Origin of the sequence: Rheinheimera sp., from assembly GCF_036568245.1 — a bacterium.
Taxonomy (GTDB): Bacteria; Pseudomonadota; Gammaproteobacteria; order Enterobacterales; family Alteromonadaceae; genus Alishewanella.
The window spans coordinates 15,439-29,776 of record NZ_DATCSY010000174.1 but is presented as its reverse complement, the minus strand read 5'-3'; the positions used below and the strand labels follow the sequence as shown (position 1 = coordinate 29,776).

Sequence of the window (14,338 nt, the reverse complement as noted above, 5' to 3'; positions counted from 1 at the left end):
CTGTGGCGATAGCATTACCGGCGTAGATTGGCCGAACAAAGGTGTCTGCACTTTCGATAGCGATAACATCAGAAATCTGTGCCACATCTAATAATGCTGCCACGCGTGGTAAGAAGTTCTTACCCGTCGTGGTAGCTGCCGTCAGAATATGGCTGAAATCTTTACCCAGCTCTGCCACAAGCGCAGCGATATTTTCTGCTAATTGATACCCGTACACTGCATTGTCTGCAACAAGTACTTTGCTTACCCCGTTAATAGCAGCCGCTTCCGTTGCCGCTGCCGCACAGTTGGCACCGGCAACCAGTATAGTGATGTCACCACCAATAGCAGTTGCTGCCTGCACTACCTTATACGTTTCGGTTTTCAGGCTTTGGTTGTTATGTTCTGCAATAAGTAAAATAGCCATTAGATCACCTTCGCTTCATGCTTTAATTTATCAACCAGCTCTGCCACTGATTCTACTTTGACGCCGCCCTGACGCACGGCTGGCGCTGTAACTTTAAGCAAAGTAACTTTCGATTCCAGACTCACGCCGAAGCTGTCTGCAGCTTTGACATCCAGCGGCTTTTTCTTCGCTTTCATGATGTTTGGCAGTGACGCGTAACGCGGTTCATTCAGCCGCAGGTCGGTGGATACTACCGCGGGCAATGTCAGTTCAACGGTCTGTAAACCGCCATCAACTTCACGGGTAACCTGTACTTTTCCATCGTTTACAACCACTTTAGAGGCAAAAGTACCCTGGCCCATACCTGTCAGCGCAGCCAGCATTTGGCCTGTTTGATTGTTGTCCGAGTCTATCGCCTGTTTACCGAGAATAACCATGCCGGGCTGTTCTTCGGCCACCACTTTCGCCAGCAGTTTAGCGACCTGCAATGAATCAAGCGTTAAATCTGTTTCAATATGCAGTGCCCGGTCAGCGCCTAGTGCCAGCGCAGTGCGTAATTGCTCCTGTACCGCAGTCGTACCAATAGAAACCACTACCACTTCAGACGCAGTACCCGCTTCTTTTAACCGTACAGCTTCTTCTACCGCGATTTCACAAAACGGGTTCAATGCCATTTTTACGTTAGCCAGATCGACACCTGTTTGATCAGCCTTAACCCGAACTTTAACGTTGTAATCAATTACCCGTTTTACCGGCACCAGTATTTTCATAATTTCCTCGTTCTCTGCCCTGCTTTAACTGCATTATACGCCGCAGGTTTACGTGAAGGTAAAGCTAAGATGGACTTGTTGCGACAATCTACTTACTGTTGACGTTAACGTCAACCTGCAATACCCTAATCAACATGATAAAAACGGCGTAAGCTGTAAATAATAAACTCCAAGGAGTTCGTGCAATGGAAAGAGAATCAATGGAATTTGATGTGGTGATTGTCGGCGCAGGTCCTGCCGGCTTATCAACTGCAATCAGATTGATGCAACAGGCTAAAGCAGCTGCCCGGGAGCTAAGCGTTTGTGTTGTGGAAAAAGGCTCCGAAGTTGGCGCCCATATCCTGTCTGGGGCAGTGTTTGAAACTCGCGCTCTGGATGAATTACTACCTGACTGGAAGCAGCTTGGTGCCCCTGTTACTGCAGCAGTGAGTCACGATGATATCTACCTGTTTAACGATGATAAGAATGCGCGTAAGTTGCCAGGCTTCGCAGTACCCAAGACCATGCATAATGCGGGCAATTATATTGTTTCTATTGCCAATTTGTGTCGCTGGCTAGCCCAGCAAGCGGAGCAATTAGGTGTGGAGATTTTCCCGGGCTTTGCCGCCGGTGACGTACTGCTTGAAGAAAATGTCGTCAAAGGTATTCTGATTGGTGACATGGGGCTGGACAGAGCCGGTCAGCCTAAAGACAGTTTTACACCGGGCATGGAGCTGCGGGCCAAGTATACGGTTTTTGCCGAAGGTTGCCGCGGTCATCTGGGTAAACAGTTAATTAAGCAGTTCAACCTCGATGCCGGCAAGTCACCACAGCATTATGCATTGGGTTTTAAAGAAATCTGGGATGTACCAGCACAGCAGCATAAAGCCGGACTAGTGGTGCACTCCGCCGGTTGGCCTTTGACTGGCGATACCTCTGGTGGTGGTTACCTGTACCATGCTGAAAATAACCAGATAGTAGTTGGGCTGATTGTCGACCTGAATTACAGCAACCCGCACCTGAACCCTTTTGCCGAATTTCAGCGCTACAAACATCATCCGGTAATCAGCCAGTACCTTAGCGGCGGAAAACGCGTCAGCTACGGTGCCCGGGCCATTGCAAAAGGTGGTTTAAACAGCCTGCCAAAAATGAGCTTCAACGGTGGCCTATTGGTAGGGTGCGATGCCGGAACATTGAATTTCGCTAAAATTAAAGGCAACCATACAGCAATGAAATCTGGCATGCTGGCGGCAGAAGTGCTGTTTAACGTCTTGCAGCAGGATGATGCCGGCGGCCAGGATCTTATCCAGTTTGCCGACGCGCTCGCCAATAGCTGGTTATATAACGAATTATACCGTTCGCGAAATTTCGGCCCGGCGATGCATAAATTTGGCACTTTCTGGGGCGGCGCCTTTAATACCCTGGAGCAGAACTGGTTTGGTGGTAAATTACCTTTTACTTTAAAAGACGATACATATGACTATGCTCAGCTGAAGCCAGCCAGTGAATCGGGAGTGATTCAGTATCCAAAACCAGACAATGTCATAAGCTTCGATCGCTTATCATCGGTGTATTTATCTAATACCAACCATGAGGAAGAGCAACCATGTCATTTGAAGTTAAAAGACAGCAGCATACCGATAACGGTGAATTTACCTGTATACGATGAACCGGCACAGCGCTACTGCCCGGCTGGCGTGTATGAAATTGTTGAAGATGAAAATAATCAACCTAAGTTTCAAATCAATGCTCAGAACTGTATCCATTGTAAAACCTGTGACATTAAAGACCCGGCACAAAATATCACCTGGGTAACACCTGAAGGTGCTGGTGGGCCGAACTATCCCAATATGTAATCTCATTTACCCATTTCCCGGCATATCAACCTGGTTAATATGCCGGCATTAAAAACCAACCCTTTGTTTTTTATCACTATCACATCTTAATATCTTTAAAACAGCGCATTTTATATTTAGTTATTTCATTGGCTTAATTTTAATCTGCTACTACCTTTAATATTGTCCTTAGTATTAATTTACTCAGTTGTGTTAGCTCGCCTGAGACTGGAAGTAGTGATATGAACAATAAAATAAAATCAGAAACCTCTGCGCAAGATGATATGGTGACCGTGAAGCCGGTGTTGAAAAAGCCCACCGCGCCGCTTCCTTCCCCCTCTTTTGCCAGCGATCGCTATATGTATTTTACTGAGCGCGATCTGAATAAGATCCTGACCAATCTCGATGCACTGCGAGCTAATGTATTTCCGGTATCAAACCCGGATAATGAGATCCAAAGCCGTAAACAACAGCACTTCCCCTCGGTTTGTCTGATAGGGCTTGGTCGCTGCGGCTCAAATATCGCGCTGGATGTTGCCTCTCTGGTTTACAACGCCCGTAATTTTTATCTGAGTGAGTTTAATAACGAAGAGAAACAAACCCGGGAGCAGGAATACCGGCCGATGCGCTGGATAAAACGGAGCCTGCACCTGGAAAATTCTCAGGCCATAAAACCCGTTTTTTTAATTGAACCTCTGGTCATGTTGGGCGATTTAGACAAAGACATCGAAGGTCGGATCCGTTTTTCTCACAAAGGTGAAAAAAGCGGTTTCTTACATGATTACACCAAGATGAAAATCATGGATCTGTCTGAAGTGCATGCCGGCGGCGCCGGTAATGCGCCTATTTTAGGCCAGTACCTGGCTAAAATTATTCTTAACAAAGATACCCAACGTTTTGCCAATACAGACTGGAAGTTCATTCACTCCTACCTGATTGACTCCTGTGGCATCAAAGCGAATCAGTCCAGACTGTACTTTTATATCTTCAGTGCCGGTGGAGGTACCGGCTCTGGTATGGCCTCTGAATTCGGCCTGGCCCAGCAGTATGCCTATATGAGTAAAACGTTCGACACCCGTATGCTGGCTGAAGACGAAGAAAATCGTGGCCATTCATTTGTGTTTGAACCGATCTTCACCAGCGGGATCTGTATTCTGCCTAATATTTCTGACCATGGCGTAGAGATGTCGGAAGCGCTGCATATTAATGCCGGCCGTTTATTATGTAAGTACCTGGCAGAAGAGTGGGATTTCTCATACAACTTTGACAACGAAGACAGCAGCGAATCCAGTGTGATGCACCGCATTAGGCCTTGGAATGCTATGATGCTGATTTCTAATGACATTATGCGTTATGCTGAGGAAACCGATGATGGTGGTATTCAGCATATCGACGTCAATGCGATGGAAAAATACGCCAATCAGTATATCTCGCAGCAAATCTTTAATATTCTGACCGCACAAGCGGTAACCACCGATTACGATGAAAACTACTTCCGTCGCGCCGGCATCGATATTGGAGAGACGATACGACTGGATGCCAACGATTTGTTTATGAGTCTGGCCGGGCCGGTTGCTGTGGCTTATGCTGAATCGGTGATCCCGGCTGACAATGGTATTACTGATAAAAAAGCCAGCAGCGGTCTAAACATAGACGACTTGTTTTTCCGCTCCATCGATTTGCCTCACTTTAATAAAGTAACGCAAGCTATCGAGGGTATTAGTTTGTTACCGATTGAATCTGGCCGCTATAGGGAGACACTGGCAAGTTATGTTAAGAATGGTTACAACGCGGCAGAGCTGAAAGATTTGCACTTCTTTAAAAACTGCTCGTCAGTAGTGTCTATCGTGTCCTTACCAAAAGACTACAAATTATCCTACATGGATTTGAACCGGTTAAAATCGCATTTGAATTCGCTGTTCCCCAATACCACGTTAAAACGCTATGCATTAGTCATTGGTGCTTCAGCGAATATTTCACTAACGACACTTATTGTTAAGAGCCCGTGTTTGAGTGATGATTTCCTCACGCTTATTGTAGCTTTTATTAAACGTTGCTTCGCCAAAGACAACTATCGTTTTGACGATCAGCTGGATCAGGCCATGCTGTCTTTTATCCGTTCGGACGAATTTGACGAAGCAGCTTTGGATACTATGCTGCATGAATATGAAAATCCGGCCAAAATCCTTGATACCAACTGGTATGCGATCAAACCTATGTACGAGAAAAAGTATCGCGAACTTATTCATAATAAAGATAAGTTCGTTTCAATTAATGATATCCGTTTAAGCCGTGACAGCGTGAAAAAGGCCATCAAATACTTACGCGAAATTTACCGGCACAAAATCAGCAAAACCAAGGTTATTTCGCTTAACAGTTACAACAACACAAAACCAGACCGCAACGATTGAGGCTTTATTCTGCACATCAAAGGCTTAGCTATGCTAAGCCTTTTTCCATAGCGGTATAGCGAAAACCCGCGTAACGCCCTACACTATCGGCATTTATGATTTACCACTGGAATCCTTCCTGCTATGCCTGATGTTACCCTGTACCGGCTCAACAAATTTATCAGTGATACCGGTGTCTGCTCACGCCGCGAAGCCGACCGGCTAATTGAAAACGGATCGGTAACGATTAATGGAGAAATCGCGACAGTTGGCAGCAAAGTATCTGAGCAAGATCACGTGCTTATCGATGGAAAACCCCTTAAAGCTAAACCGAAACGGGTCTACCTTGCATACCATAAACCTGTCGGCATTACCTGCACCACCGAGCGCCATATTCAGGGTAATATTGTTGATGCAGTGCGCTATCCGGAACGTATTTTTCCGATTGGCAGGTTGGATAAACCCTCTGAAGGACTGATATTTCTGACAAACGACGGAGATATCGTCAATAAAATTCTGCGCGCTGGTAACGCACATGAGAAAGAGTATGTGGTAACCGTAAATAAGCCTATTACCGAGCGATTTATCCAGCAAATGAGCCGGGGTGTGCCGATCCTGGACACGGTGACACTGCCCTGTACTGTTCAGCAACGTTCAAAACAAAGTTTTTCTATTATCCTCACCCAGGGTCTTAACCGTCAAATCCGCCGTATGTGTGAGCACCTGGGTTATGATGTCGTGACACTTAAACGCAACCGGATCATGCATATCCGCTTAGCAGGCTTAAAACCCGGCCAATGGCGCTTACTGGAAGATATCGAAATCAGAATGCTGGAACAGCAATTACTTAACTCCAGCAAGACCGCTGACTCGGGCGCTGAAGTCAACAGCTTCGAAGACTAGAGCCACGTTGTCGTGAGGCCGTAGGACGATATATGCAGAATAATTTCAAAATACCTTTTTATGTCAATTTGCTTGCAGGCCCAGCGCTGTTTCTCATTACTCTGGCTTTTGAACCATTTTTTGCTGGCATGAGCCACAACGCCTGGCTGATTAGCGGATTAACGGCCTGGATGGCCTGGTGGTGGATAACCGAACCCGTGCCGATACCTGTTACCGCACTACTGCCTATCGTCGTGGTGCCATTGTCAGCATTAGATAACATAGCGAACGTTACTGCGCCTTACGCCCATCCGCTAATTTTCTTATTCCTTGGTGGCTTCATGTTATCTATTGCAATGGAGCGCTGGAACTTGCATAAACGTATCGCCCTACTGACGATGTTGCTGGTCGGTACCAAACCAAGCCAGCAAATTGCGGGCTTGATGCTGGTAACGGCATTCTTATCAATGTGGATGTCCAATACCGCTACTGCGGTGATGATGCTGCCTATCGGGCTGTCGGTAATTGCCATGCAGCAAGAGCGTCAATCCGATAATGATAACTTCGCCAAAGCGGTGCTATTATCTATCGCTTATGCTGCCAGTATAGGCGGCGTAGCGACATTAATTGGCACACCGCCGAATGCACTGCTGGCGGCCTATCTCGAACGAAGTTACCAGTTGCAACTAAGCTTCAGTGACTGGATGCTATTTGGTCTGCCGTTATCTGTTAGCATGCTAATCGTCTGTTGGGTCTGGCTGACTCAAATACATTTCAAATTACCAGCCAGTGCTACTGTTGACAGCAGAGAGCTGTATCGCCAGCGTCTGCAGGAGCTCGGCAGTATGCATCGTGCCGAAAAGCTGGTGCTACTGATCTTTTCACTGGCAGCCTTCTGCTGGATATTTCGCGGTGCGTTAAGTGACATAACTGGCTTTAAGCTTGACGATACCTTAATTGCCATAGCCGCAGCTTGCCTGTTGTTTATCACCCCAGTGTCTTTTCGTAACGGAACGCGCATTCTGCAATGGCAGGATTGCCAGAACCTGCCATGGGGCGTATTGATATTATTTGGTGGTGGTCTGACATTGGCAGCCCAGATTGATAACTCCGGCTTGTCTGCTTATATTGCCAGCCAGATTGGCTCGCTGGGCAATGTAAACCTGTTAATGTTAATCGTGCTGGTAACGTCAGTTATTATTTTTCTGACGGAAGTTACCAGTAATACGGCCACTGCTGCGGCGTTCCTGCCTTTGCTGGGGCCTGTAGCCGTATCACTTAATACTTCAGCAGCGATGTTAGTGATACCCGCTGCTGTTGCGGCAAGTTTCGCCTTTATGATGCCGGTGGCGACGCCACCAAATGCGATCATATTTGCGTCGGGTAAACTTAAAATAAGCGATATGGTAAAGGCAGGCTTAGCACTGAACATCGCTGGCGTAGTGCTGATAAGTGCTTTTGTTATTATACTGGCACGTGCCATTTTCAGTTTCTGATATTGTCGTTCTGCAAAAACAAAAAACGCAGCTTTAAGCTGCGTTTTTTGTTTAATTGGAGCGAGTAACGAGGTTCGAACTCGTGACCTCGACCTTGGCAAGGTCGCGCTCTACCAGCTGAGCTATACTCGCGAAATTCTGGTACTAAATGGTGCCCGGGGCCGGACTTGAACCGGCACGGGGTTTCCCCCGAGGGATTTTAAATCCCTTGTGTCTACCGATTTCACCACCCGGGCAGACAACTTTAGTTTGTAACATTGCGTGATGGAGGCGGGTCCCGGAGTCGAACCGAGGTGGACGGATTTGCAATCCGCTGCATGGCCACTCTGCCAACCCGCCAATCAAACAATTTTCACTCTTTGAAAGAGTTGGAGCGAGTAACGAGGTTCGAACTCGTGACCTCGACCTTGGCAAGGTCGCGCTCTACCAGCTGAGCTATACTCGCGTGCTTGTGGCCATGTGCCTTAACACGAGACGCATTCTACTGTTTTAATCCGGCCAGTCAATAATAAATTTTGCTTTTATGACTGACTGATTAAATTTTGACTGAGTTGCGCTAATAATCAGCAAAAACAGTGATTAATACACCAGATCGCGCCAGGCCGCCCGTAAATAATCGTACATAGACCATATAGTTAGCACCGTAGCAACGTACAACAACAGCATACCTACCGGGCTAAACCAGCTAACCAGCCAATGCTCCGGCCGCCAGATTAATCCGATCAGCGCCAGCATCTGCGCAATCGTTTTATACTTGCCCAGATTAGACACTGCGACATTTGCTCTTTTGCCAAGCTCCGCCATCCATTCCCGCAGCGCAGAAATCACTATTTCCCGGCTGATCATAATGATGGCTGGAATCGTGACCCACATAGACAGGCTATCTACAGCAATCAGCACAAGGGCGACAGCCACCATCACTTTATCGGCAACCGGATCTAGAAAAGCGCCAAACGGAGTAGATTGCTGCAGTTTTCTCGCCAGATAGCCATCTAAAGCATCGGTAATGGCCGCAAGCCAAAACACAAATGCTGCCCAAAAGCGCGCATTTTCAATGCCGGAATAAAAACACAGTATAAAGACTGGGATTAGAAACAGGCGAAACAGCGTTAACAGATTAGGAATATTCCACATCGGCGAATTCTCTACAGCATCTATAGCACTATGCTACTTGTTATGGCAGGCGTGGTAAATCTTTTCCGCTTGCGCCTTCGATATTCCGGGTACAGAGGCTAACTCTGTAACAGAGGCTCGCATCACTCCCTGTAGTCCCCCCAGGTATTGCAATAAAGCTTGCCGGCGTTTTTCGCCAATCCCTTTTACCCGCTCCAGCGGGCTTTTTATCAGTGCCTTACCACGCTTATTACGGTGTCCGGTTATCGCAAAGCGGTGAGCTTCGTCGCGGATCTGCTGGATCAGATGCAGAGCAGGTGCGTCTTCGGGCAGGTTAATGCTACGTCCATTATGGGCGAGTATCAGTGTTTCTAATCCCGGTTTTCGGCTCACACCTTTCGCCACCCCAACTAACAGAGGCTTTTTGCTATGTGGCCAGTCATGGAATTGCTCTATCGCGATATTAAGCTGCCCTTGCCCGCCGTCGATAAAAACGATATCAGGTATTTTGCTTTCGTCCTGTAGCTTGCTGTAGCGCTTGTTTAACGCAAACTGCATAGCAGCGTAGTCATCACCTGCTGTGATCCCAGTAACATTGTAGCGCCGGTACTCGGCTTTATGTGGTCCATGCCCGTCAAACACCACACAAGACGCAATCGTTGCCTGTCCCATGGTATGGCTAATATCAAAACATTCCATTCTGTTAATTGCGTCAGGCAACTGCAGCACTTGTTGTAACTGCTCATAACGGATAGTCATTTTCTGAGCGAGCGATTGTTTGTTCTCACATGCCAGACGGGCATTTTTCTCTGCCAGACTCAGATATTGTGCTTTTTCCCCCCGCTGCGCATGAGTGATCCGTACCTTACGCCCGGCAATTTCGCTTATTGCCGCAGCCACAGCCTCTGTCTCAGCAATTGACTGCGCCAACACTATTTCTCTGGGCATTTGCTGAGTACCATAGCCATCAAGATAAAACTGCAGCAGAAATGCACTTAAGATCTCATTCTCATCAGTATCAGCCGGTACTTTCGGGAAATAAGCCTTGCTGCCAAGCACTTTCTGTTCGCGGATAAACAACACATGGACAGCCGCAATACCATGTGAGTAAACAAAGCCAATTACATCCATTTCATCATGCGAACCGCTGACACTTTGCTGTTCCTGCACTTTTCTCAGGGCAATAATTTTATCGCGTAGCACCGCAGCCTGTTCAAACTGCATTTGCTCACTGGCAGCATTCATACTCTGCACCAGGTCCTCAATCACTTGCTGGTCTTTGCCGTGTAAAAACAAGCTGGCCAGTTTGACGTGATGCATATATTCATCGTCTGAAATTTTCCCAACACAAGGTGCTGAGCAAAGCTTGAGCTGATACTGTAAGCAAGGCCGGGTTCTGGACCTATAAAAGCCATCTTCACACTGCCGGATAGGAAAGATTTTTTGCAATGTTTTCAAACTCTGCCAGACAGCTCCGGCATTCGGATAAGGCCCGAAATACTGACCGGGCGCTTTACGCGGACCGCGGTGCGAACTGATACGCGGGTGTTTATGCGCGCTGATAAAAATATACGGGTACGACTTATCGTCTCGTAGCAATCCGTTATAGCGCGGTAAAAACTGCTTTATCAGGTTATTTTCAAGGATCAACGCTTCGGTTTCGCTGTGTGTCAGCGTAAATTCAACCTGTGCTATCTGACTGACCAGCGATCGCGTTTTAGCACTATCAACTTTACTGCGAAAATAACTGCTTAAACGCGCCTTGAGATCTTTAGCTTTGCCAACGTAAATGACCTGTTGTCCGGCGTTTAGCATACGATAAACGCCGGGCTGCTGCGGCACCGTTTTCAGAAAACTTTTAGCATCAAACATCAGGCTTTAGCGATATCTATCATGCCATGGCGCAGTGCAAGGTGCGTAAGCTCAACATCGCCACTGATTGCCAATTTCTCGAACATACGATAACGATAAGAGTTAACTGTTTTAGCACTTACATTCAGCTGCTCTGCAATATCATTTACCTTCTGCCCTTGCGTAATCATCATCATGATTTGCAATTCACGATCAGATAAATCGTCAAACGGGTTCTGGCTATGGTTATTCACTTTACTCAATGCCATTTTCTGCGCAACTTCATCGGAAATATGCCTGACACCGCTGTAAACTTTGCGAATAGCGGATACCATTTCCCGTGGCGGAGAGTTTTTGGAAATAAAACCGGCAGCACCAAGTTGCATCACTTTAGTGGGAACCGGCTCTTCGCACGAAACAGACAAAGCGAGTATTTTAATATCTGGGCAATAATGCAGAATACGTTTGGTTGCGGTCATACCGCCCATACCAGGCATATTCATGTCCATCAACACCACATCAGGTTCATGCTGACGGCAAAATTGTAAAGCTTCTTCGCCCGAGCCAGCTTCGCCTATCACCTTGATGCCGCGCTCATCCATTAGTATGCGACTGATCCCAGTACGTACAAGCTCGTGATCATCAACTAACAAGACGTTAATCAATTTGCCTCTCCGTTTCACTGGATATTAGAATTATTATTGTCGTTTAGCTTAGCCGAGCACAGCCCTATTTGCTAAACAAATTGTGCCGATACTGTTAGTTTTGACCGGTTGACGTTAAGTGTGCCAGAAAGGTTAAAAATTTAAAACTATTGAATTAAAGAAAGGCGTTAAATGTAACAGTTTGATATTAAATGTGGGAAAGCGTAAGTGGCGGAGGGAGAGAGATTCGAACTCTCGGTGGGCTATTAACCCACGCCGGTTTTCAAGACCGGTGCATTAAACCGCTCTGCCATCCCTCCGCGTTACAGGGCGAATATTAAAAACTGTGCCGGGCTTTGTAAAGGGCTTTTTTGTACTTTTCAACCGTTTGCCTAGTAAATCAACAATAAAGCTGTTATTCGTACAATTTACCGGCTGTTTCCTATACGCCACACGGCGCTTTGTTTTATTAGGATACAAAAAAACCACCTTGGAGGTGGTTTTAGTGGCGGAGGGAGAGAGATTCGAACTCTCGGTGGGCTATTAACCCACGCCGGTTTTCAAGACCGGTGCATTAAACCGCTCTGCCATCCCTCCGGCGACGCGTATATTAATCAGATCGCCAGACAAAAGAAAGCATTAAATCGAAAAAAATCTCGCTGTCGCTAAATTGTTAGTACGGACACTGGTCTGAACGGAACTTACTGCGTATGATACCGTCAAATGCGTTAATAAACCTTTGTATCAGGAGAGTAATTTATGTCATACAGAGATACTTCTGTTCTAAGCACTGCCGGACGCAGTGTCGAGATCAATAAAGTTCTGCGAAATACCTACTTTTTACTGGCGATGACTCTTGCGTTCAGCGCCGTGACTGCGGGTGTTGCGATGGCACTCAATATGTCACCGATGATGTCACTGGTGTGTTTTGTTGCCGGTTTCATTATGTTGTTCGTCGTCAATAAGAAGGCAGATTCTGCCAGCGGCATTTTTTGGGTATTTGCCTTCACCGGCGCTATGGGTGCATCACTTGGCCCAATGCTGAACTACTACGCTGGTTTAGCTAATGGCCCTGCCCTGATTATGCAGGCGCTTGGTGGTACTGCGCTGATATTCTTCAGTTTGTCAGCCTATGCATTAACATCCCGTAAAGACTTCTCTTTCATGGGTGGTTTTTTAATGGTCGGTTTGATTGTGGTGCTGGTCGCTGCGCTGGCAAACATCTTCCTGGCTATTCCGGCGTTAAGCTTAGCTATCAGTGCTGCAATTATTTCGATCATGTCGGCACTTATCCTGTTCGATACCAGCCGTATCATTCACGGTGGTGAAACAAACTATATTCGCGCAACTGTCGGTCTGTACCTGAATGTTTTCAACATTTTCGTAAACCTGCTGCAATTGCTGGGCGTATTTGGTGGCGATGATTAAACATCGGCGCTATGCCTCTTTGCGCTAATTCGTTAAAATGCCCCGCTAGTCGGGGCATTTTTCATTCAGGCATCATATTTATGACACGCTTTGGTTTACTGCTTACATCAGATGGCTTTGCCAGTCAGAGCCTGGCAAGTGTGCTGCAATTTGCCAGAACGGCTGTACAGCAGGGCTATACCATCGAACACATTTTTCTGTATCAGGATGCCGTATACTGTGTATCTGCCGACAACGACTTGCCAGCAGATGAACCGGACTTAAGCACTGAACTCGCGGTGTTCTGCCAGCAGCACGGTATACCGCTGCTGTTTTGTATTACAGCGGCGGAAAAGCGCGGCGTTGTAAACTCGCTGAAACAACCTAAGCAAGGCTACATTGCTGCAGGGCTGGCAGAGTTCGCGATGCGTCAAACCAATATAGACAAGTTGATCCAATTCTGATGCGTAACATATTGCTTCTCCAACGGCTTAGTCCGTTTAACCACGCCAACGGGCGTGAAGCTCTGGACATGTCGCTAGCACTTGCTGCGGTAGAACATAACGTCAGCATTTTGTTTTGTGATGATGCCGTGTATCAACTGCTGCCAACCGCTGATCATATTGATTTTGGCCTCAAGCCCTACCCGCGCAGTTTTAAGTTATTTTCACTGTACGATATAGAGCAGGTTTATGTTTGCCATGAGTCAGTGACTGCCCGGGGGTTAAAACCTGAACAGTTTAGTATTAACGTAACATTGCTAACCAGAGCAGATATTGCAGCGTTGCTATCTGCTCAGCATCAGGTGATTACAATCTAATGAAATTAATCAGCTTAATAACACCCGACGTTAATCTGGACGCACTGTCGCGTATCTGTCAGCCTGAGGATGCTATTTTGCTGCGTCAGGACGCGGTTTATCTATGCCTGTCTCCTCAGCGTAGCTGGCCGGTAAAACAGTTGTATGCACTGCAGACTGATGTGGCGATACGGCAACTTCAGCTGCCTGATAGCATACATGCCGTTAGTGCAACACAGTGGATAGATCTTTGCAGCAAGGCAACACAGAATATCTTATGGCAGAAATAATAATAGACGGAAAAGCAGTAGCGCTGGATAAACATGGCTATCTGGCTAACATGCAGGATTGGGATAAAGCCGTTGCGCAGGCCTTCGCGCAGGCAGAGCAAATAGCAATGACTGATGCACACTGGGAAGTTGTGCATTTCGTACGGCAGTTTTATGTCGAGTTTCAGACGTCACCGGCGATACGCATTTTAGTCAAAGCGATGGCGCAGCAACTAGGTGCCGAAAAAGGTAATAGCAAGTATCTGTTTATGTTATTCCCGCAAGGGCCGGCCAAGCAGGCAACGCGGATTGCGGGACTACCTAAACCGGCCAAGTGCTTATGAATCAGCGAAGGCGTCTTTCAGAATAGTGATTATCGACTCCAGTGTCACTATCGCAAAAATGGCCACTATACCGATAATTATTGCCAGATAAATACCCCGCATTAAAGCGGGGTTAGTTTGTTTAAAACTTTTACGGGGTTTTGGCATCATTTTGCTCCTGCTAAAGCCGGCTAC

General features: G+C 46.8%; 14 protein-coding genes, 6 tRNA genes and 1 pseudogene. 9 read left to right on the top strand and 12 right to left on the bottom strand.

Annotation, left to right across the window (positions count from 1 at the left end; all coding sequences use genetic code 11):
• Positions 1-406: pseudogene (locus tag VIN66_RS07805) on the bottom strand (electron transfer flavoprotein subunit alpha/FixB family protein); the annotation flags it as partial.
• A complete protein-coding gene (locus VIN66_RS07800; RefSeq protein WP_331923452.1) occupies positions 406-1,155 on the bottom strand; it encodes an electron transfer flavoprotein subunit beta/FixA family protein in 750 nt (249 codons plus the stop codon). The gene VIN66_RS07800 and the pseudogene VIN66_RS07805, both read right to left, overlap by 1 nt.
• 185 nt (positions 1,156-1,340) lie before the next feature.
• Here VIN66_RS07800 and VIN66_RS07795 point away from each other — a divergent pair, with 185 nt between their 5' ends.
• The 4 genes from VIN66_RS07795 (at position 1,341) to VIN66_RS07780 (ending at position 7,737) form a co-directional block, all read left to right on the top strand.
• Positions 1,341-2,990 carry an electron transfer flavoprotein-ubiquinone oxidoreductase gene (locus tag VIN66_RS07795; protein ID WP_331923451.1) on the top strand — a complete coding sequence of 550 codons (1,650 nt, stop codon included), beginning with the start codon at positions 1,341-1,343 and terminating at the stop codon, positions 2,988-2,990.
• Positions 2,991-3,328: 338 nt separating this feature from the next.
• On the top strand, positions 3,329-5,380 hold the full coding sequence (locus VIN66_RS07790; protein ID WP_414709877.1) for a hypothetical protein: 2,052 nt from the start codon (positions 3,329-3,331) through the stop codon (positions 5,378-5,380).
• Between the two features lie 123 nt (positions 5,381-5,503).
• Complete coding sequence (gene rluF, locus VIN66_RS07785; protein WP_331923449.1) at positions 5,504-6,262, top strand: 23S rRNA pseudouridine(2604) synthase RluF; 759 nt, start codon at positions 5,504-5,506, stop codon at positions 6,260-6,262.
• Positions 6,263-6,294: 32 nt separating this feature from the next.
• The gene (locus VIN66_RS07780) at positions 6,295-7,737 is read left to right on the top strand and encodes a DASS family sodium-coupled anion symporter (RefSeq protein ID WP_331923448.1); all 1,443 of its coding nucleotides are present in this window, start codon (positions 6,295-6,297) and stop codon (positions 7,735-7,737) included.
• A 56-nt stretch (positions 7,738-7,793) separates the two neighbouring features.
• On the opposite strand, the gene VIN66_RS07775 is transcribed toward VIN66_RS07780, so the two are convergent.
• The 9 genes from VIN66_RS07775 to VIN66_RS07735 form a co-directional block, all read right to left on the bottom strand.
• Positions 7,794-7,869: transfer RNA gene (locus tag VIN66_RS07775), tRNA-Gly, on the bottom strand.
• Between the two features lie 17 nt (positions 7,870-7,886).
• Positions 7,887-7,973: transfer RNA gene (locus tag VIN66_RS07770), tRNA-Leu, on the bottom strand.
• Positions 7,974-8,002: 29 nt separating this feature from the next.
• A tRNA-Cys gene (locus VIN66_RS07765) sits at positions 8,003-8,076 on the bottom strand.
• Positions 8,077-8,106: 30 nt separating this feature from the next.
• Positions 8,107-8,182: transfer RNA gene (locus tag VIN66_RS07760), tRNA-Gly, on the bottom strand.
• 134 nt (positions 8,183-8,316) lie between these two features.
• Complete coding sequence (gene pgsA, locus VIN66_RS07755; RefSeq protein ID WP_331923447.1) at positions 8,317-8,871, bottom strand: CDP-diacylglycerol--glycerol-3-phosphate 3-phosphatidyltransferase; 555 nt, start codon at positions 8,869-8,871, stop codon at positions 8,317-8,319.
• Between the two features lie 33 nt (positions 8,872-8,904).
• Positions 8,905-10,722, bottom strand: coding sequence for an excinuclease ABC subunit UvrC (gene uvrC, locus VIN66_RS07750; RefSeq protein WP_331923446.1), 1,818 nt, complete (start codon positions 10,720-10,722; stop codon positions 8,905-8,907).
• Positions 10,722-11,366 carry a UvrY/SirA/GacA family response regulator transcription factor gene (gene uvrY / locus VIN66_RS07745; RefSeq protein ID WP_134054922.1) on the bottom strand — a complete coding sequence of 215 codons (645 nt, stop codon included), beginning with the start codon at positions 11,364-11,366 and terminating at the stop codon, positions 10,722-10,724. Before uvrY ends, uvrC begins: the two co-directional genes overlap by 1 nt.
• 208 nt (positions 11,367-11,574) lie before the next feature.
• Positions 11,575-11,665: transfer RNA gene (locus tag VIN66_RS07740), tRNA-Ser, on the bottom strand.
• 186 nt (positions 11,666-11,851) lie between these two features.
• Positions 11,852-11,942 (bottom strand) — tRNA-Ser (locus VIN66_RS07735).
• 162 nt (positions 11,943-12,104) lie between these two features.
• On the opposite strand from VIN66_RS07735, the gene VIN66_RS07730 reads away from it, so the two are divergent.
• From VIN66_RS07730 to VIN66_RS07710, 5 genes are all read left to right on the top strand, one after another.
• Entirely contained in the window at positions 12,105-12,773 is a 669-nt protein-coding gene (locus VIN66_RS07730) for a Bax inhibitor-1/YccA family protein (protein WP_331923445.1), read from the top strand.
• An 80-nt stretch (positions 12,774-12,853) separates the two neighbouring features.
• Positions 12,854-13,216 carry a DsrE/DsrF/TusD sulfur relay family protein gene (locus VIN66_RS07725; protein ID WP_331923444.1) on the top strand — a complete coding sequence of 121 codons (363 nt, stop codon included), beginning with the start codon at positions 12,854-12,856 and terminating at the stop codon, positions 13,214-13,216.
• On the top strand, positions 13,216-13,572 hold the full coding sequence (gene tusC / locus VIN66_RS07720; protein WP_331923443.1) for a sulfurtransferase complex subunit TusC: 357 nt from the start codon (positions 13,216-13,218) through the stop codon (positions 13,570-13,572). Before VIN66_RS07725 ends, tusC begins: the two co-directional genes overlap by 1 nt.
• Entirely contained in the window at positions 13,572-13,841 is a 270-nt protein-coding gene (locus VIN66_RS07715; protein WP_331923442.1) for a DsrH/TusB family sulfur metabolism protein, read from the top strand. Before tusC ends, VIN66_RS07715 begins: the two co-directional genes overlap by 1 nt.
• Positions 13,829-14,164, top strand: coding sequence for a TusE/DsrC/DsvC family sulfur relay protein (locus VIN66_RS07710; RefSeq protein WP_331923441.1), 336 nt, complete (start codon positions 13,829-13,831; stop codon positions 14,162-14,164). Before VIN66_RS07715 ends, VIN66_RS07710 begins: the two co-directional genes overlap by 13 nt.
• On the opposite strand, the gene VIN66_RS07705 is transcribed toward VIN66_RS07710, so the two are convergent.
• A complete protein-coding gene (locus tag VIN66_RS07705) occupies positions 14,159-14,314 on the bottom strand; it encodes a hypothetical protein (RefSeq protein ID WP_331923440.1) in 156 nt (51 codons plus the stop codon). The two genes, VIN66_RS07710 and VIN66_RS07705, sit on opposite strands and share 6 nt — an antisense overlap.
• Positions 14,315-14,338: the final 24 nt, after the last annotated feature.